This window comes from Cupriavidus pauculus, assembly GCF_022179805.1.
Lineage (GTDB): Bacteria > Pseudomonadota > Gammaproteobacteria > Burkholderiales > Burkholderiaceae > Cupriavidus > Cupriavidus pauculus_E.
Map to the genome: position 1 here is coordinate 442,604 of NZ_BPUO01000004.1, position 17,148 is coordinate 459,751.

Consider the following 17,148-nt stretch of genomic DNA (forward strand, 5'->3'; position numbering starts at 1 on the left):
TGCGCCTATAGTCGAGAGGTTTTATTTGCGAACGGTTATTTCATATATGGAACACATTGCGTCGCATCAGCCACTCGACCCCGGCGCGGGTTTGCTGGCCGCGCTGGACAGCCATTTCGCCGAGCGCGTGGTGATGACCGGCAGCGACGGCACGCGCACGGCCTGCCGCGTCGGCGGATCGCGCGGGCCGGTCATCGTGCTGCTGCATGGCATCAGTTCGGGCGCGGCATCGTGGCTGCCTTGCGCGAGCCTGCTGGCGGCGCAGGCGCGCGTGATTGCTTGGGATGCGCCGGGCTACGGCCAGTCGTCGCCATTGCCCATGCCGGCGCCTGCCGCGCGCGACTACGCGCTGCGGCTCGAAGCACTGCTGGCGGCGCTGCGGGTGCGGCCGGACCTGATCGTCGGCCATTCGCTCGGGGCGTTGATGGCGTCGGCCTACGCCGCGCACGCCGCGCCCGACGCGCAGCCGGACCGCTTCCTGTTGCTGAGCCCGGCGCTGGGCTACGGCGCGCCAGGCAAGGAAGAAAAGTCGCGCGACGTGGCGCGGCAGCGGATCGAATCGCTGGAATCGCTTGGCGTCGACGGGCTCGCGCAGCGCGGCCCGACGCGGCTGCTCAGTGCGGCCGCGACGCCCGATGCCCGCGCCTGGGTGCAATGGAACATGCAGCGGCTGAACCCCGACGGCTATCGCCAGGCCGTGGGTTTGCTGTGTGGCGACGACATCGGCCCCTATCTGCAGGCACGCACGCGCCCGGTGGACGTGGGCTGCGGTGCTGCGGACGTGGTGACCACGCCCACCGCATCGGCAGCGCTGGCGCAACGCTTCGACCTGCCGTTCCATGACATCGCCGATGCCGGCCACGCCTGCTACATCGAGCAACCGCAAGCGGTGGCGCGTTTGATTCGCGCCACCGTCTCTGGCAGCTGAGCAGCACCTGAAGTCACTACCGCGTCTGCGCTGGCCGGATATCGGCCAGCGCCCCCTCTCCGGCGCGGGTTAACCCCGATCAATCTTTAAACCGTCGTTGTCTATAGTCGTACCTGTGTTCAATATTTAAACTCGTGTTTCATAGGTAAAACGCAGAAAGCGCAAAACCTGACGAAAGCGAGCAGCGGATTGAGCCAGCCGTCCCCACACAGCAAGCCATGGAGCAAAGCGCAATGGAAAGCCTCGCTTACAACCCGAACCTGGTTCCCTGGGAGCGTTCCGCGCCCAACAACGTTGCCGGCAAGGGTCACATCGAGAAGCCCGGCCACGTGCCCAACATCGTCTGGCAGACGCGCGCCGCCGCGCCCACCGCCTACGAGAACGCGCTGGGCGATGCGCTGGAAGCCGCCTTCGAAGGCGGTGCCAAGTCTCCGGAAGACATCGTGCGCGCCTTCAACCGCGCGGGCTTGCTGGCCGCCGACGGCCAGTCGTGGACCGAGGAAGGCTTCCTCGCCGAGATGCGCCGCCTGGGCGCCTGAGCCGCCGGCCGAGAAGACAAGCGAGAACACAGACATGGAATCAAACAAGCAAGCACGCGCCGAAGCGCGCCTCAACACCGGCCTGCGTAACTACTGGTACCCGGTGGCTGCGTCGTGGCAGGTCACGCATGCGCCCATCGGCATCACGCGCCTGGGTCAGGACATCGTGGTCTGGCGCGACAAGGCCGGCCGCCTCAACGCGCTGGAAGACCGCTGCCCGCACCGTGGCGCGCGGCTGTCGATGGGCTGGAACCTTGGCGACCGCGTGGCGTGCTGGTACCACGGCGTGGAAGTGGGCGGCGACGGCCAGGTCAAGAGCGTGCCGGCAGTGGAGAACTGCCCGCTCGAAGGCCGCACCTGCGTGCGCAGCTATCCGGTGGAAGAACAGGCCGGCGCCATCTTCCTGTGGTTCGGCGACCGCGCGCCCACCGGGGCCGACGCGCTGCACCTGCCGGAGGAACTGGTCAGCGACGAACACACCAACTTCCTGTGCGTGGCGCACTGGGACTGCAACTACCGCTACGCCATCGACAACGTGATGGACCCGATGCACGGTGCCTACCTGCATGCGGTGTCGCACTCGATGGCCAGCGGCGAGAAGTCGGCCACGATGCAGGTGGTGGAGACCGAGCACGGCCTGGTCTTCGAGAAGACCGGCCAGCGTGGCGTGAACTTCGACTGGGTGGAATTCGGTGAGACCGGCACGCTGTGGCTGCGCCTGTCGATTCCGTACCGCGACAGGGTGGGCCCCGGCGGCCCGTTCGGCATCGTCGGTATCGCCACGCCGGTGGACGAGGATCACTGCCAGGTGTTTTTCTGGCGCACCCGCCACGTGCAGGGCTGGGAGCGCGACGTGTGGCGCTTCCTGTATCGCAACCGCCTGGAGGGCCTGCACTGGGACGTGCTGGAGCAGGACCGCGTGGTGCTGGAGTCGATGGCGCCGAACGCGCGCGATCGCGAGATGCTGTACGCGCACGATGCCGGCATCACGCGCGTGCGCCGTCTGCTGAAGCGACGTGCCGATGCCGAAGTGGCCGACGAACCGGTGGCCATGCTGCAACCGGTGACCGGAGCGCACAGCCATGCCTGACGTCACGTACGCCAACCTGCTGGCCGGCCGCAAGGTGCTGGTGACCGGTGCCGCGCGCGGCCTGGGCCTGGCCTTTGCCACAGCCATCGCCGAAGCCGGCGCCAGCGTGGCCATGGCCGACATCCTGGCCGACCGCGTCAACGAATCGGCCGCCACATTGAAGGCGCGCGGCTTCAACGTGGTGCCGCTGCAGCTCGACCTGAACGATCCCGCTTCGGTGCGGGCCTGCGCCAACGCCGCGGCCGAAGCGCTCGGCGGGCTGGACGGCCTGGTCAACAACGGCGCGGTGACTGATTCCGGCGGGCGTGGACTGACCGAGCTGGACATCGACACGTGGGACCGCGTGATGAACGTCAACGTGCGCGGCACCTGGCTGATGACGGCCGCCTGCACGCCCGCGCTGCGTGCCAGCGGCCGGGGCGCGGTGATCAACCTGGCATCGGACACGCCGCTGTGGGGCGCGCCGAACCTGCTGGCCTACGTGGCCAGCAAGAGCGCCATCATTGGCATGACCCGCTCGCTGGCCCGCGAACTGGGCGAGGCCAATGTCACGGTCAACGCTGTGGCACCGGGCCTGACGCTGGTGGAAGCCACCGAATACGTGCCGCAGCACCGGCACGACCTGTACCGCAACCAGCGCGCCATCCAGCGCGAGCAGGTTCCCGATGACGTCTGCGGCGCCGTGCTGTTCGCGCTGTCCGACCTTGCCCGTTTCGTGACCGGCCAGACGCTGGCGGTCAACGGCGGCTTCGTCATGCAATGAGCAATCTCCCCTGAGGAATGGAAATGAGCGATCTGTCGCAACAGCAAAACATCAAGCGCACCTGGGAGCAGCCGGACGGCGCTTCGTTCGAATCGTGGATGGAGTCGCGTGTGGCGCGCTTCAGCACCCGCCGCTACGACTGGGATGCACTGAAGTTCCAGGCCGACTACGACCCGAAGTACCGCCGCGCGCAGATGCGTTACATGGGCACGGGTGGCACGGGTGTGGCCGCGGACGCCAACACGGTGCCGTCGGAGCACTTCACGTTCTCGACGATGATCATCCCGGCCGGCCATGAAGGCCCGTCGCACCTGCACACCGACGTCGAAGAGGTGTTCTTCATCCTGCGCGGCAAGATCAAGCTGATCCTGGAAAAGGACGGCGAGCGCTTCGAGACCATCCTGACCGACCGTGATCTGGTGTCGGTGCCGCCGGGCGTGTACCGCGAGGAAATCAACATCGGCGAGGAAGACGCGCTGATGTGCGTGATGCTGGGCGCCAAGAAGCCGATCACGCCGACCTATCCGCCGGAACACCCGCTGACCCAGGTCAAGCGCTGATCTGCAGCGAGACGCCGAACCATGAGCGCCAATCCCGAAACCGTTGCCGGCCTGATCGCCGAGGGCCAGGACAGGTACATCGTCCCGGGCCTGGAACGCGGCCTGCGCCTGCTGGCCGAGTTCAACGCGCGTGACCGCGTGCTGTCGGCGGCCGACCTGTCGCGCCGGCTCGATGTGCCGCGTTCCACGGTGTTCCGCCTGCTGGCCACGCTGGAGGCCACCGGCTACGTGGAGCGGGCCGATGGCGGGCGCGAGTACCGGCTGGGACTGGCGGTGCTGCGGCTCGGCTTCGACTACCTGGCTTCGCTGGAACTGACCGAACTGGGCGGCCCGTTGCTGAACCGCCTGCGTGACGACATCGAATACCCGTGCAACCTCGTGGTGCGCGACGGGCGTTCGGTGGTGTACGTGGCCAAGGCCGCCGCGTCGCGTCCGTTCGCCAGCAACATCAACGTGGGCGCGCGCCTGCCGGCGCATGCCACGGTGCTGGGCCACGTGCTGCTGGAGGACATGGAACTGGAGCCGCTGCGCGAGCTGTATCCGGAGCCGCAGCTTCAGGTCTATTCGGACAGCACGCCGCGCACCGTGGAAGCGCTGCACGAACTGGTGCAGCAGGTACGCCAACAGGGCTACGTGCTGCACGAAGGCTTCTTCGAAGCCAGCATTTCCACGATTGCCGCACCGGTGCGCGATCGCACCGGCAAGGTGGCCGCCGCGTTGGGCGCCACGATTCCGGCGTCGCGGCTGCCGCAGGAAGAACTCGACCGCATGGTCGAAAAAGTCAGGGAAACAGCGGGTGAACTGTCGCGCCTGCTTGGCTACCGGCCCCACCGTCTCGCCAGAAGTGGGCAGGGCAAGGTGGTTCCCATGTATCGCGATTGAGGGGACGAGGGAGTTTCGATGTCCATGATTGAACTCGACGGCAAGGTAGCCGTCGTCACCGGCGGGTCCTCCGGCATCGGACTGGCCACGGTAGAACTGTTGCTCGAAGCGGGCGCCGCGGTGGCCATGTGCGGCCGCGATGCCGCGCGCCTGCGCGGCGCCGAGGCAACGTTGCGCGAGCGCTTTGCCGGTTGCCGGCTGTATGCGGCCACGTGCGACGTGCTCGATCCCGTGCAGGTCAACGCGTTTGCAGCCGACGTGGCGCGCGAACTGGGCCCGGTGGACATGCTCGTCAACAACGCCGGCCAGGGCCGCGTGTCGACGTTCGCCACCACCGAGGACGCCGCCTGGTTGGAAGAACTGCAGTTGAAGTTCTTCTCGGTGATCCACGCGACGCGCGCCTTCCTGCCGCAACTCGAACAGTCGGGCCAGGGCGCCATCGTGTGCGTGAACTCGCTGCTGGCCACGCAGCCGGAGCCGCATATGGTGGCTACATCGGCCGCACGGGCCGGCGTGCACAACCTGGTGCGCTCGCTGGCCACGGAATTCGCCCCCAAGGGTGTGCGCGTCAACGGCATCCTGATCGGGCTGGTGGAGTCGGGCCAGTGGCGCCGCCGCTTCGAGGCGCGTCCCGAGGAGGACCGCCACCTTGACTGGCCGGCGTGGACCGCGCGCCTGGCCCGCCAGAAAAACATTCAACTGGGCCGTCTCGGCCTGCCGCAGGAAGCTGCGCGCGCCATCCTGTTCCTTGCCTCGCCGTTGTCTTCGTACACCACGGGCAGCCATATCGATATTTCCGGAGGACTCTCCCGTCATGCGTAACGAACAACAAGTCACCGTGGGCTGCGCCATTGCCGCCTTCCTGGAGCAATGCGGCGTCAAGGCTGCGTTTGGTGTGATCTCGATCCACAACATGCCGATTCTCGATGCGATGGGCGAACGCGGCAAGATCCGCTTCGTACCGGCGCGCGGCGAGGCCGGCGGCACCAACATGGCCGATGCCTATGCGCGCACCACGGGCAGCCTGGGCGTGTGCCTGACCAGCACGGGCACCGCCGCCGGCAACGCGGCCGGCGCCATGGTCGAGGCACTGACGGCCGGCACGCCGCTGCTGCACATCACGGGACAGATCGAAACGCCGTACCTGGACCAGAGCCTGGCCTACATCCACGAAGCGCCGGACCAACTCACGATGCTGAAGGCCGTGTCGAAGGCCGCGTTCCGCATCCGCAGCGCCGACACCGCGCTCTCGACGATCAAGCTGGCCGTGCAGACCGCGCTGACCGCCCCGACGGGCCCCGTCAGCGTGGAGATTCCGATCGACATCCAGGCCGCGCTGATCGCCATGCCGAGCGACCTGAAGCCGCTGCCGGTGCCGCAGCACCAGCCGTCGGAACACGCGCTGGACGCACTGGCCGAGCGCCTGCTCAAGGCCCGCCGTCCGATGCTGTGGCTGGGCGGCGGCGCGCGCCACGCCAGCCAGCAGGTAAAGCGCCTGATGGACATGGGCTTTGGCGTGGTGACGTCCACGCAAGGCCGCGGCATCGTGCCCGAGGACGATGCGCGTTCGCTCGGTGCCTACAACCTGCACAAGCCGGTCGAGACGTTCTACCAGACCTGCGACGCGATGGTCGTGGTGGGTTCGCGCCTGCGTGGCAACGAGACGCTGAAGTACGAACTGAAGCTGCCGCGCCCGTTGCTGCGCATCGACGCAGACCCGGCCTCGGAAGGCCGCTGCTACCAGAGCGACTACTTCGTCAGCGGCGATGCCGCACTGGCACTCGATGGCCTGGCCGATCGCCTCGAAGGCCGTATCCAGATCGACGCGACCTTCGCCGATGACCTGCGCCGTGCGCACGACGTGGCCGTGGGCGCGCTGGTCGATGGCCTGGGCCCGTACAGCGCGCTGGTGCAGGCGCTGCAGAAGGCCGTGGGCCGCAACTTCAACTGGGTGCGCGACGTGACTGTGTCGAACAGCACCTGGGGCAACCGCCACCTGCAGATCTTCGATTCCCGTGCTGGCGTGCATGCGCTGGGCGGCGGTATCGGACAAGGTCTGGCGATGGGCATCGGCGCTGCCGTGGGTGCTGCAGCCACCGCGTCGGGCAAGAAGACGTTCACGCTGGCCGGTGACGGCGGCTTCATCCTGAACCTGGGTGAACTGGCCACGGCGGTGCAGGAGCGCGCCGACATGGTCATCGTGCTGATGAACGACAAGGGCTATGGCGTGATCAAGAACATCCAGGACGCGCAGTACGGCGGCCGCCGCCATTACGTGGACCTGCATACGCCCGACTACGCGCAGCTGTGCCAGTCGCTGGCGCTGCGCCACCGCCGCGTGAGCAACCTGGCCGACGTTGGTGCCGCGCTGGAAGACGCCACGGTGGAGCCGGGCCCGTTCCTGCTGGAGATCGACATGCTGTCGATCGGCAGCTTCAAGACGGTCTTTGCCGGCCCGCCGGTCAACAAGCAGGCACCCATCGCCAACACGGCGACGGCCGCGGCCTGAACGGAGATGTCCATGCTGCATGTGTCGATGGTGGGTTGCGGGGCGATTGGCCGTGGCGTGCTGGAGCTGCTGAAGTCCGACCCCGACGTCGTGTTCGATGTGGTGGTGGTGCCCGAAGGCACGATGGACGAGGCACGCGGTGCGTTGTCCACGCTGGCGCCCAACGTGCGCGTGGCCACGCGGCTCGCCGACGGCGACGTGCGCCCCGACCTGCTGGTCGAGTGCGCGGGCCACCGGGCACTGGAAGAGCACGTGGTGCCGGCACTCGAACGCGGCATTCCGTGCCTGGTGGTGTCGGTGGGCGCGCTGTCGGAGCCCGGCATGGCCGAGCGCCTGGAAGCGGCCGCGCGGCGTGGCAACACGCAGGTGCAGCTGCTGTCGGGCGCCATCGGTGCCATCGACGCCCTGGCGGCGGCACGCGTGGGCGGCCTGGACGAAGTGATCTACACCGGCCGCAAGCCGGCGCGCGCATGGGCCGGCACGCCGGCCGAGCAGATGTTCGACCTGGACGCGCTGACCGAGCCGACCGTGATCTTCGAAGGTACGGCGCGCGATGCGGCACGGCTCTATCCGAGGAACGCCAACGTGGCGGCCACGGTGTCCCTGGCGGGGCTGGGGCTGGACCGCACGTCGGTCAAGCTGCTGGCCGATCCGTCGGCCGTGGAAAACGTTCACCACGTGGAAGCACGCGGCGCGTTCGGCGGCTTCGAACTGACCATGCGTGGCAAGCCGCTGGCCGCCAATCCCAAGACGTCCGCGCTGACCGTGTTCAGCGTGGTGCGCGCACTCGGCAACCGCGCCCATGCGGTGTCGATCTGAAGCGAGTAATACCCGATGACGACGCAACAAGTTCTCCCGATCCTGATCGCTGGCGTATGGCGCGCCGGCGGCGGCGACCGCTATGCCACGCGCTACCCCGCCACGGGCGAGGTGGTGGCCGAGCTGAACGCGGCCAGCCTGGCCGACGTAGAGGAGGCCATCCAGGGCGCGCACCAGGCGTTCCGTACCAGTGGCTGGCCCCGCCGCAAGCCGCATGAGCGTGCCGCCGTGCTGTACCGCGTGGCGGAGCTGATTCGCGCCAAGTCCGAGGCCCTGGCCCAGCGCCAGCGCCTGGACAACGGCAAGCCCATCAGCGAAACGCGCGCACTGGTGGCCAGCGCGGCCAGCACGTTCCAGTTTTTCGCCGCCGCGCTGGAAACGCTGGAAGAGCAGATCACGCCGCAACGTGGCGACTGCCTGACGATGAGCGTCTACGAGCCGATGGGCGTCGTGGCGGCCATCACGCCGTGGAATTCGCCGATCGCCAGCGAAGCGCAGAAGATGGCACCGGCGCTGGCTGCCGGCAACGCGGTCATCGTCAAGCCGGCCGAGGTGACACCGCTGATGGCGCTGGAACTGGCCGCGATCTGCGAGGAAGCCGGCGTGCCGCGTGGCCTGATCAGCGTGCTGCCTGGCAAGGGCTCGGTGATTGGCGACGCCATCACCAAGCATCCGCTGGTGCGCCGCGTGTCGTTCACGGGCGGTACCACCACTGGCAAGCACATCGCCCATATCGCCGCCGACAAGATGATGCCGGTGTCGCTGGAACTGGGCGGCAAGTCGCCGACCATCGTGTTCGACGATGCCGATCTCGACCACGCCGTGAATGGCGTGCTGTACGGCATCTTCAGCTCGTCGGGCGAATCGTGCATCGCAGGCTCGCGCCTGTTCGTGGCGCGCTCGCAGTACGAGCCGTTCCTGGACCGCCTGGCGGCTGGCGCGGCGAAGCTGCGCGTGGGCGACCCGGCCGACGAGCGTACCCAGATGGGGCCGCTGATCACCGACCGGCACCGCGACAGCATCGATTCGTATGTGGCGGCGGGCGTGGACGAAGGCGGCCAATTGCGTACCGGCGGCATTCGCCCCGACGTGGCAGGACTGCCCAATGGCTACTTCTATACGCCGACGATCATCGAAGGGCTTGGCAACGACGCGCGCATCTGCCAGGAGGAAATCTTCGGGCCGGTGCTGGTGACGATGCCTTTCGACGACGAGGACGATCTGATCGAACAGGCCAACGACAGCATCTACGCGCTGGCCGCTGGCATCTGGACGCGCGACTACAAGCGTGCATGGCGGGTGGCACGATCCGTGCAAGCCGGCAACGTATGGATCAACACGTACAAGCAGTTCTCGATCTCGACGCCATTCGGCGGCTGGCGCGACAGCGGACTTGGCCGTGAGAAGGGACGCCTTGGCATCCTGCAGTACATGGAGCAGAAGAGCGTGTACTGGGGCTTGAACGAACAACCGCTGCCGTGGGCCAACTGAGGCCATCGCGCGCAAACGCAAACCGGCAGGACGGAGACTGGAAATGAAGGTATTGGGAATCGATGAAATCGTCTACGGCGCCGACGATTTCGATGCATGTCGCGGATTCTTCGGAGACTGGGGCCTGGCCATCAAGCGCGACGACGCGCAGGGCCTGGACTTCGAAACGCTGAACGGCTGCCGCGTGCTGGTGCGCAAGATCGGTGACGCCGCGCTGGCACCGGCCATCGAAGAGGGCCCGACGCTGCGCGAAGTGGTGTGGGGCGTGGACAACGAAGCATCGCTGCGCGAACTGCGCGAGGCCATCGCGGGCGAGCCGACGTTCGTGTCGCTGGAAGGCGGCGCACGTATCGGCTGCACCGACCCGAACGGGCTGGCCGTACGCTTCCAGGTGTCACGCAAGCACGACGTGGCCGTGGATTGCGCGCTGATGAACACGTGGAACGACAAGCCGCGCATGAACCAGCGCAGCCCGATCTACGAACGCGCGATCCCCATCGAAGTGGGCCACGTGGTGTTCTTCGTCAAGGACGTGAAGGCCACCGAGCGCTTCTACATCGAGAAGTTCGGCTTCGTTCAATCGGACAACTACCCGGACCGGGGCGCCTTCCTGCGCTGCACGGCCGAGGGCGGTCACCACGACCTGTTCCTGCTGCAACTGCCGCATGGCAAGGCGGGGCTGAACCACGTGGCGTTCACCGTGCGCGACATCCACGAGGTGTTTGGCGGCGGCATGAACATGTCCCGCAAGGGCTGGGACACGCAACTCGGCCCGGGCCGTCATCCGATTTCGTCAGCCTATTTCTGGTACTTCAAGAATCCGGCCGGTGGCCTGATCGAGTACTACGCCGACGAAGACCAGCTCGACGCGCACTGGGAACCGCGTGCCTTCGAGCCGGGCCCCACGATGTTCGCGGAGTGGGCCATCGAGGGTGGCATTGACGGCAATACCCGCCGCCAGAAGAATGCCGGCGGACCGGAAGGCAAGTTCCTGACGGAAAAGCGGTAAAGCATCGAGCATCAAGAAGCATTGAGAAGGAAGCCGTCATGAGTGCGAGCCAATCTTTGACACTGCGCGTGCAGGCCATGCGCTTCGAGGCGCGCGGCGTTGTCAGCATCGAGCTGCGCGACCCCGCCGGCGTGCCGCTGCCCGAGTTCGCGCCCGGTGCGCATATCGACCTGCACCTGGCCAACGGCCTGGTGCGCAGCTATTCGCTGTGCGGCGCACCCGAGCAGCGCGACCGCTATACCGTGGGCGTGCTGAACGACCGCAACAGCCGGGGCGGTTCGCGCTTCGTACACGAGCAGCTGCGCGTGGGCACCACGCTGACGGTGGCCGTGCCGCGCAATCACTTCGCGCTGGACGAGGACGCCGCGCACACGGTGCTGGTGGCCGGCGGTATCGGCGTCACGCCGATCGTCTGCATGGCGCGCCGGCTGGCCGAGCGCGGCCGCTCTTTCACGCTGCTGTACTGCGCCCGTTCGCGGGAAGAAGCCGCGTTCGTCGAGCAACTGTCGGCCTATGGCGATGCCGTGCGCTTTCACTTCGATGACGAAGCGGGCGTGCCACCGGACCTGAAGGCGATGCTGGCCGGCCAGGAGGCGGGCACGCATTTCTACTGCTGCGGTCCCGGTCCGATGCTCAACGCGTTCGAATCCGCATGCGAAGCCCACGGCTATCCGAACGTCCACATCGAGCGCTTTGCCGCCGACCCGGCCACCGAGTCGGTGCAGGAAGGCGAGTACAGCGTGCAGCTGCAACGATCGGGCAAGACCGTGCGGGTGCCGTCCGGCAAGTCGCTGCTCGATGCGCTGCTGGAGTCCGGCGTGCAGGTGGAATACAGCTGCCGCGAGGGCGTGTGCGGATCGTGCGAGACGGCCGTGGTGGAAGGCTGCCCCGAACACCGCGACAGCGTACTGAGCAACAGCGAGCGTGCATCGAACCGGACCATGATGGTTTGCGTGTCGGGCTGCAAGGGCCAGCGCCTGGTGCTGGACCTCTGACCCATCCGCGCCGCGCCGTGGATGCGCGGCCACCACGACTGCCCGCCGCAAAACGCAGAACCGCATGTTTCAGGGACAAAGCGGCCACGCGGGTAACTGCCCCACACGATTTTCGGAAAAGACACCCGTGTTGACACAGAGACAAGACGCCGCGCCCATGCAGGCGGCAGCCGTTGGCTATGACGCCGCCGCTGCCGGCGATGCGGCCGCACACGCCCCCGCGCAATCCTCCACGCAAGCCACGCCGACCACGCGCGGCCAGATTATCGCGCGCATCGAGCGCATGCCCGGCAACATGATGCACGTGCGTGCACGGCTGCTGATCGGGCTGGCCACGTTCTTCGACGGCTTCGATGTGATCGCCATCGCCGCGACGCTGCCGCTGCTGATCGGCAAGTGGTCGCTGACGCCGGGCCAGATCGGCTTGCTGATCGCCGCGCCGTCGGTGGGGCAGCTGGTCGGCGCGCTGCTGTTTCCCGCGCTGGCCGAACGCTTCGGGCGTTTGCGCTCGATTGGCTGGAGTGCCGGCATCATCGGCCTGATGAGCCTGGCGTGCGGATTCGCGCCGTCATTCGAAATATTCCTGCTGCTGCGCATCGTGCAGGGGTTGGGGCTGGGCGGCGAGCTGCCCGTGGCGGCCACCTATATCAACGAGGTGACGCGCGCGCACGGACGCGGCAGGTTCGTGCTGCTGTACGAGATCGTGTTCCCGATCGGGCTCATGGTGTCCAACGCGATGGGCGCGGTGCTGGTGCCACGCTATGGCTGGGAGGTGATGTACTTCTTGGGCGGCGTGCCTCTGGTGCTGTTCTTCGTGCTGCGCCGCCTGATTCCCGAGTCGCCGCGCTGGCTGGCCGAGAAGGGCCGGCTGGAGGAAGCCGACCAGGCGCTGCGCCAGTTCGAGGCGCGTGCCAAGCAGCCGCTGGCGCCGGTGGGCGATACGTCGCGCTTCGATGCGATGGGCGGCAAGCATCCGCGCCGCCGTGTGCGTGATCTGGTGGGCCGCGCCTACCTGGGCCGCACGCTGGCCGTGTGGATGCTGTGGGCGACGTGCGGCTTTATCCAGTACGGGCTGTCCACGTGGCTGCCCACGATCTACAAGACCGTCTATCACGCGCCGCTGCAACTGGCGCTGAACCTGGCGGCCGGCGCCTCGGTGCTGGGCGTGGTGGGGTCGCTGATCTGCGCGCTGGTGGTGGACAAGGTGGGACGCAAGCCGGTGATCAACGTGTCGTTCGTGCTGTGCGCGGCGTCGCTGGTGCTGGCCGGTGTGTTCCACGCGTCGTCGGTTTACGTGGTGGCCACGTTCTGCGCGATGGCGATGGGCTTCCTGGCCTGCGGCTTCATCACGGCCTATGTCTACACACCCGAGCTGTACCCGACCAGCATCCGCGCGATGGGCTGCGGCCTGGGCGGCGCATGGCTCAAGATCTCGGCCATCTTCGCGCCGGGCATCATCGCGTCGACGATCGGCACGGGCAACCTGAGCATGGCGTTCTACGGACTGGCCGTGGTGCCGCTGCTGGCTGCGGTGACCGTCTACCTGCTTGGCATCGAAACCAAAGGGCAGGTGCTGGAAGAACTGGAAGTCTGACCGGCACGCACGTCGTGGTTGGCCCCGCAGCCGTCTTTCCCGGCGAGCGGGGCTTTTTTGTTGCACGCGTATGCGGCCATAATGCATGTCGTCCTACAACACACCAAGGAAGACATGCGCACCCCATCGGCTTTCCACGCTCGCCCCCGCAGACTCGTGCTCGCCGCATCGCTGGCGCTGGCATCGCTGGGCGCGGCGAATGCCGCCTCGCTCGACCGCACGCAACTGGCGCAATCGGCGGACAAGGCGGCCAACGCCAGCTATCGCGAATGGGTGGAACTGCTCGCCATTCCCAACGACGCCACCGTGCCGGCCGATATCCAGAAGAATGTCGACTGGCTGGTCAAGGCATTTTCGCGGCGCGGCTTCCAGGCGCGTGCACTGGCCAATGGCGACAAGCCGATGGTGTACGCCGAATTCCAGGCGCCCGGTGCCTCGTCCACGCCGCGCAAGACCGTGCTGTTCTACATGCACCTGGACGGCCAGTCGGTGACGGCGTCGCAGTGGGCGCAGAAGAGCCCGTGGGAGGCCACGCTGAAGGCGCGCTCGTCTGATGGCAAATGGGAAGCGCTGCCGCTGGACAAGCTCTACGGCGGACAGGTGGACCCGGAATGGCGCCTGTTTGCGCGGTCGTCGTCGGACGACAAGGGTCCCATCGTGATGTTCCTGGCGGCGTTTGACGCGCTGAAGGCTGCAGGCGTCGAGCCCGGCGTGAACATCAAGGTGCTGCTGGATTCGGAAGAGGAAAAGGGTTCGCCGTCGCTGGGCAAGGTCATCGGAGAAAACCTCGAAGCGCTGCGCAACGACGGCATGGTGATCTTCGACGGCCCGATGCACCAGAGCAACCAGCCCACGCTGGTGTTCGGCAACCGGGGCATCCAGCTCGTGCAGCTCAAGGTGTTTGGCGCCAGCCAGGGACTGCATAGCGGCCACTACGGCAACTATTCGGCCAATCCTGCGCAGCGCATGGCCAGCCTGCTGGCCTCGATGAAGGACGACAACGGACGCGTCACGATTCCCGGCTACTACACGCCGGTGAAGATCGACGACCGCGCCCGGAAGATCATGGCCGCCGTGCCCGACGACGAGGCCGCGCTGAAGCGGCGGCTGGGCATTGCCAGCACCGAGAAGGTCGGCGCGAATTACCAGGAAGCCATGCAGTATCCGAGCCTGAACGTGCGCGGCATCGTGGCCGGCGATGTCGGGCCGAAGGCGCGCACCATCATTCCGGAAGTGGCCATTGCGGACATCGACCTGCGCACCGTGCCCGAGACGCCGCCCGAAACACTGGTGGCGCTGCTGCGCAAGCACATCGAGAAGCAGGGCTATCACCTGGTGAACGGCGAGCCGACCGCTGAAGAGCGGGCGCGCTACCCGAAGCTGGCCGCGCTGACGGCGGACGAGGTGTCGGCATCCAGCTCGGCCGCGCGCACGGATCTGGAAGCGCCGGTCTCGCGGTGGCTGCAAGGTGTGATGAATGACACCTATGGCAAGCCGCCGGTGCAGATCCGCATGATGGGCGGCACGGTGCCGACGGGCGCCGCGGTGCAGGCACTGAAGTCGCCGTTCGTGATCGTGCCGCTGGTCAACGCCGACAACAACCAGCACAGCTTCGACGAGAACATGCGGCTGGGTAACTATCGCGACGGCATCCGAACCGTCATGGGAATCCTGCAGACGCCGTTCAAGTAAGCGTGTTGCCGGGGCCGCGCCATCGCCGTGTTTGGCGCGGCCTTGGATGTGAGACGAATCTGATTTGGGCTTGCTTGAGACGAATACGATTCCCCTTTCGGCCGGAATCTCTTATGTTGGTGGCGATGCATGCGGGGGCCAGGGTTGGCGGCCGCATTGCAGCACCAGAACGCATAAGGGGGTCATATGGAAGCAGTCCTGGCGGGCTTGGCAAGCGGCGGTGTCGGCAGCGCGCTGTCAGCCTATTTCTTTCTGCATACCTACACGAACGAGAAGCTGGCGCCAATCGGCGAGACATTCGAAAGGCTCGACAAGCGTGTGGACAGGCTCGATGTGCGCGTCGACAGAGTCGAGGTCAGGCTGGCGAAAGTCGAAGCGAGACTCGATGTGATGGACGAGAAGCTCAATGTCATGAACGAGAAGATCACGGCATTGGACAAGAGGTTCGTTGGGCTAGAAGGCAAGGTGGACCGCATCCTGGAGATTGTGGCGATGCGGATTTGACCGCCACGGCAACAGGCCGCCACCCCGGCGGCCTGCCCTTATCTGCCTTTACTCCTTGCCCGCTCCCGTGCAGATCCCATGCAGCTTGCGCAGGCCCGAGTACAGGCCCTGGCGCTCTTCAGGCGTCAGCAGCCGGATGACCGATGCCTGCCCGCGCCGCGCCAGCGGAATGACCTGCGCATGGAGCGCCGCGCCGGCGTCGCTGATCTTGCAGGCCAGTCGCTTGCGCGGCGTGGCGCCCTCCGATTCCAGCGTCACCAGTCCTCGGTCTTCCAGTAGCCGCAGGGTCCGGCTGACCAGCGCCTTGTCCGAGGTGGACTGCTTGACCAGTTCCGCGAATGACATCGATTCGCCGTGCGCCAGCAGGGCGAGGATGCGCCATTCCGGCACGGTCAGGTCGAACTGGGTGGCATAAGGCTCCGTCACACTGCTGCGCAATGCCGTCACCAGTTGGCTGAGCATGGTGGTCAGGAAGTCGTTGACGGTCAGGCCAGTGCCGGCTTCGTCAAGATTCGACCAGGGATCGGAGCCCCCGGCGGTGGCCGGGGGGTGCTGGGTGGTGGTACTGGACATGAGGGCGCCAAGAAGGAATGCCGGAAATTCGGCGGAAATGCGTGTGCGATTGTCTCATATCGATTGTTGTTCGCAACTTTGTGCCGTACGACGCTACCCACTTCTCTTTTGATGCATTGTCAATTGGTAGTTTGCTTAAGTTGAGAGATCAACAAACACCGCCTACATTGAAATCGTTCCTGGCGTGAATCTTGGTTTCATATATAAAACGCATCTGCTACTGTTTCGGAGCGATGGTGCGCGGTGTGCGCATCGGCGGCGCGGAGCATGTTATATCGATCCGTTGCCGTCCACTGGCAAACCGAACGTTAGGCAGAGAGAAACCATGAGCAATGACACGCCCGCAGAGGAGACACAGGACAAGTACATCGTGCCGGGCCTGGAGCGGGGACTGCGGCTGCTGGGTGAATTCAGCAGCAAGGACCGCACGTTGTCGGCGGCGGAACTGGCGAGGCGGCTGCAGGTGCCGCGCTCGACGGTGTTCCGGCTGCTTGCCACGCTGGAAATGATGGGCTTTGTCGAGCGCACCGATGGCGGCCGGGAGTTTCGGCTGGGCATGGCGGTGCTGCGGCTGGGGTTCGATTACCTGGCATCGCTGGAATTGACCGAATTGGGGCGGCCGCTGCTGGACCGCCTGCGCGACGAGATTCACTACCCGTGCAATCTCGTGGTGCGCGACGGGCGCTCGATCGTCTATGTGGCCAAGTCGGTGGCTTCGCGGCCGTTCACCAGCACGGTCAATGTCGGCACGCGCCTGCCCGCGCATGCCACGGTGCTGGGGCGGGTGCTGCTGGAAGACCTGACGCTGGCCGAATTGCGTGACCTGTATCCCGAGCAGCGCCTGGAGGTGTTCTCGGAGAGCACGCCGCGCACGGTGGAAGAGTTGTACGAGATGGTGCAGCGCGACCGCCAGCGTGGCTACGTGCTGCACGAAGGGTTCTTCGAGGCCAGCATCTCGACCATCGCCGCGCCGGTGCGAGATCGCACCACGCGGGTGGTGGCGGCGCTGGGCGCGACGATCCCGGCGGCACGGATCGACACGGCACTGCTCGATCCGATGGTGGGCAAGGTGCGCGAGGCGGCGGCGGAACTGTCCCGCTTGCTGGATTACCGGCCAGACCTGAGCGGCAGGGTGGCTGGCGGATGATGTAGCCGCGACCACAACTGGCAGGAAAAGAATCATGCAGGACGGTAGCCCCC

17 protein-coding genes are annotated in these 17,148 nt (G+C 66.6%); 16 read left to right on the forward strand and 1 reads right to left on the reverse strand.

What is annotated here, in order from left to right; translation table 11 throughout:
• Positions 1–46: 46 nt before the first annotated feature.
• From MFF62_RS10680 to MFF62_RS10750, 15 genes are all read left to right on the forward strand, one after another.
• Entirely contained in the window at positions 47–928 is an 882-nt protein-coding gene (locus MFF62_RS10680; RefSeq protein ID WP_238262915.1) for an alpha/beta fold hydrolase, read from the forward strand.
• A gap of 233 nt (positions 929–1,161) precedes the next feature.
• Positions 1,162–1,467, forward strand: coding sequence for a recombinase-like helix-turn-helix domain-containing protein (locus tag MFF62_RS10685; RefSeq protein ID WP_404990726.1), 306 nt, complete (start codon positions 1,162–1,164; stop codon positions 1,465–1,467).
• Between the two features lie 34 nt (positions 1,468–1,501).
• Entirely contained in the window at positions 1,502–2,557 is a 1,056-nt protein-coding gene (locus MFF62_RS10690; protein ID WP_238262919.1) for an aromatic ring-hydroxylating dioxygenase subunit alpha, read from the forward strand.
• On the forward strand, positions 2,550–3,320 hold the full coding sequence (locus tag MFF62_RS10695) for an SDR family oxidoreductase (protein WP_238262920.1): 771 nt from the start codon (positions 2,550–2,552) through the stop codon (positions 3,318–3,320). Before MFF62_RS10690 ends, MFF62_RS10695 begins: the two co-directional genes overlap by 8 nt.
• Positions 3,321–3,343: 23 nt before the next feature.
• Positions 3,344–3,880 carry a cupin domain-containing protein gene (locus tag MFF62_RS10700; RefSeq protein WP_238262922.1) on the forward strand — a complete coding sequence of 179 codons (537 nt, stop codon included), beginning with the start codon at positions 3,344–3,346 and terminating at the stop codon, positions 3,878–3,880.
• A gap of 21 nt (positions 3,881–3,901) precedes the next feature.
• Positions 3,902–4,762 (forward strand): IclR family transcriptional regulator, encoded by an 861-nt coding sequence (locus tag MFF62_RS10705; RefSeq protein ID WP_238262924.1) that lies wholly within the window; start codon positions 3,902–3,904, stop codon positions 4,760–4,762.
• Positions 4,763–4,780: 18 nt separating this feature from the next.
• Positions 4,781–5,584 carry an SDR family oxidoreductase gene (locus MFF62_RS10710; RefSeq protein ID WP_238262926.1) on the forward strand — a complete coding sequence of 268 codons (804 nt, stop codon included), beginning with the start codon at positions 4,781–4,783 and terminating at the stop codon, positions 5,582–5,584.
• Entirely contained in the window at positions 5,577–7,271 is a 1,695-nt protein-coding gene (locus tag MFF62_RS10715) for a thiamine pyrophosphate-binding protein (protein WP_238262928.1), read from the forward strand. The genes MFF62_RS10710 and MFF62_RS10715 overlap by 8 nt, the downstream gene beginning before the upstream one ends.
• Before the next feature lie 12 nt (positions 7,272–7,283).
• A complete protein-coding gene (locus MFF62_RS10720) occupies positions 7,284–8,090 on the forward strand; it encodes an aspartate dehydrogenase (RefSeq protein WP_238262930.1) in 807 nt (268 codons plus the stop codon).
• A gap of 15 nt (positions 8,091–8,105) precedes the next feature.
• Complete coding sequence (locus tag MFF62_RS10725) at positions 8,106–9,581, forward strand: aldehyde dehydrogenase (protein WP_238262931.1); 1,476 nt, start codon at positions 8,106–8,108, stop codon at positions 9,579–9,581.
• A gap of 43 nt (positions 9,582–9,624) precedes the next feature.
• Positions 9,625–10,590 carry a VOC family protein gene (locus MFF62_RS10730; protein WP_238262933.1) on the forward strand — a complete coding sequence of 322 codons (966 nt, stop codon included), beginning with the start codon at positions 9,625–9,627 and terminating at the stop codon, positions 10,588–10,590.
• 38 nt (positions 10,591–10,628) lie between these two features.
• The gene (locus MFF62_RS10735; protein ID WP_238262936.1) at positions 10,629–11,585 is read left to right on the forward strand and encodes a PDR/VanB family oxidoreductase; all 957 of its coding nucleotides are present in this window, start codon (positions 10,629–10,631) and stop codon (positions 11,583–11,585) included.
• A gap of 157 nt (positions 11,586–11,742) precedes the next feature.
• The gene (locus MFF62_RS10740) at positions 11,743–13,179 is read left to right on the forward strand and encodes an MFS transporter (RefSeq protein WP_238263105.1); all 1,437 of its coding nucleotides are present in this window, start codon (positions 11,743–11,745) and stop codon (positions 13,177–13,179) included.
• A gap of 114 nt (positions 13,180–13,293) precedes the next feature.
• Positions 13,294–14,871, forward strand: a complete 1,578-nt coding sequence (locus tag MFF62_RS10745; RefSeq protein WP_238262938.1) for a M20/M25/M40 family metallo-hydrolase — start codon at positions 13,294–13,296, stop codon at positions 14,869–14,871.
• 186 nt (positions 14,872–15,057) lie between these two features.
• A complete protein-coding gene (locus tag MFF62_RS10750; RefSeq protein WP_238262940.1) occupies positions 15,058–15,375 on the forward strand; it encodes a hypothetical protein in 318 nt (105 codons plus the stop codon).
• Positions 15,376–15,423: 48 nt separating this feature from the next.
• Here MFF62_RS10750 and MFF62_RS10755 read toward each other — a convergent pair whose 3' ends face one another.
• Positions 15,424–15,948: a MarR family winged helix-turn-helix transcriptional regulator gene (locus tag MFF62_RS10755; protein WP_238262942.1), complete on the reverse strand. Its 525-nt coding sequence runs from the start codon at positions 15,946–15,948 to the stop codon at positions 15,424–15,426.
• A 325-nt stretch (positions 15,949–16,273) separates the two neighbouring features.
• Between MFF62_RS10755 and MFF62_RS10760 the strand changes: the two genes are divergently transcribed.
• A complete protein-coding gene (locus MFF62_RS10760; protein WP_238262944.1) occupies positions 16,274–17,095 on the forward strand; it encodes an IclR family transcriptional regulator in 822 nt (273 codons plus the stop codon).
• Positions 17,096–17,148: the final 53 nt, after the last annotated feature.

Bases quoted from the DNA above. Each gene is read 5' to 3' on its own strand.
- MFF62_RS10700 (WP_238262922.1), top strand. From the start codon at position 3,344: ATGAGCGATCTGTCGCAACAGCAAAACATCAAGCGCACCTGGGAGCAG.
- MFF62_RS10705 (WP_238262924.1), top strand. From the start codon at position 3,902: ATGAGCGCCAATCCCGAAACCGTTGCCGGCCTGATCGCCGAGGGCCAG.
- MFF62_RS10690 (WP_238262919.1), top strand. From the start codon at position 1,502: ATGGAATCAAACAAGCAAGCACGCGCCGAAGCGCGCCTCAACACCGGC.
- MFF62_RS10685 (WP_404990726.1), top strand. From the start codon at position 1,162: ATGGAAAGCCTCGCTTACAACCCGAACCTGGTTCCCTGGGAGCGTTCC.
- MFF62_RS10725 (WP_238262931.1), top strand. From the start codon at position 8,106: ATGACGACGCAACAAGTTCTCCCGATCCTGATCGCTGGCGTATGGCGC.
- MFF62_RS10710 (WP_238262926.1), top strand. From the start codon at position 4,781: ATGTCCATGATTGAACTCGACGGCAAGGTAGCCGTCGTCACCGGCGGG.
- MFF62_RS10755 (WP_238262942.1), bottom strand. From the start codon at position 15,948: ATGTCCAGTACCACCACCCAGCACCCCCCGGCCACCGCCGGGGGCTCC.
- MFF62_RS10680 (WP_238262915.1), top strand. From the start codon at position 47: ATGGAACACATTGCGTCGCATCAGCCACTCGACCCCGGCGCGGGTTTG.
- MFF62_RS10735 (WP_238262936.1), top strand. From the start codon at position 10,629: ATGAGTGCGAGCCAATCTTTGACACTGCGCGTGCAGGCCATGCGCTTC.
- MFF62_RS10740 (WP_238263105.1), top strand. From the start codon at position 11,743: ATGCAGGCGGCAGCCGTTGGCTATGACGCCGCCGCTGCCGGCGATGCG.
- MFF62_RS10745 (WP_238262938.1), top strand. From the start codon at position 13,294: ATGCGCACCCCATCGGCTTTCCACGCTCGCCCCCGCAGACTCGTGCTC.
- MFF62_RS10760 (WP_238262944.1), top strand. From the start codon at position 16,274: ATGAGCAATGACACGCCCGCAGAGGAGACACAGGACAAGTACATCGTG.
- MFF62_RS10750 (WP_238262940.1), top strand. From the start codon at position 15,058: ATGGAAGCAGTCCTGGCGGGCTTGGCAAGCGGCGGTGTCGGCAGCGCG.
- MFF62_RS10720 (WP_238262930.1), top strand. From the start codon at position 7,284: ATGCTGCATGTGTCGATGGTGGGTTGCGGGGCGATTGGCCGTGGCGTG.
- MFF62_RS10730 (WP_238262933.1), top strand. From the start codon at position 9,625: ATGAAGGTATTGGGAATCGATGAAATCGTCTACGGCGCCGACGATTTC.
- MFF62_RS10695 (WP_238262920.1), top strand. From the start codon at position 2,550: ATGCCTGACGTCACGTACGCCAACCTGCTGGCCGGCCGCAAGGTGCTG.
- MFF62_RS10715 (WP_238262928.1), top strand. From the start codon at position 5,577: ATGCGTAACGAACAACAAGTCACCGTGGGCTGCGCCATTGCCGCCTTC.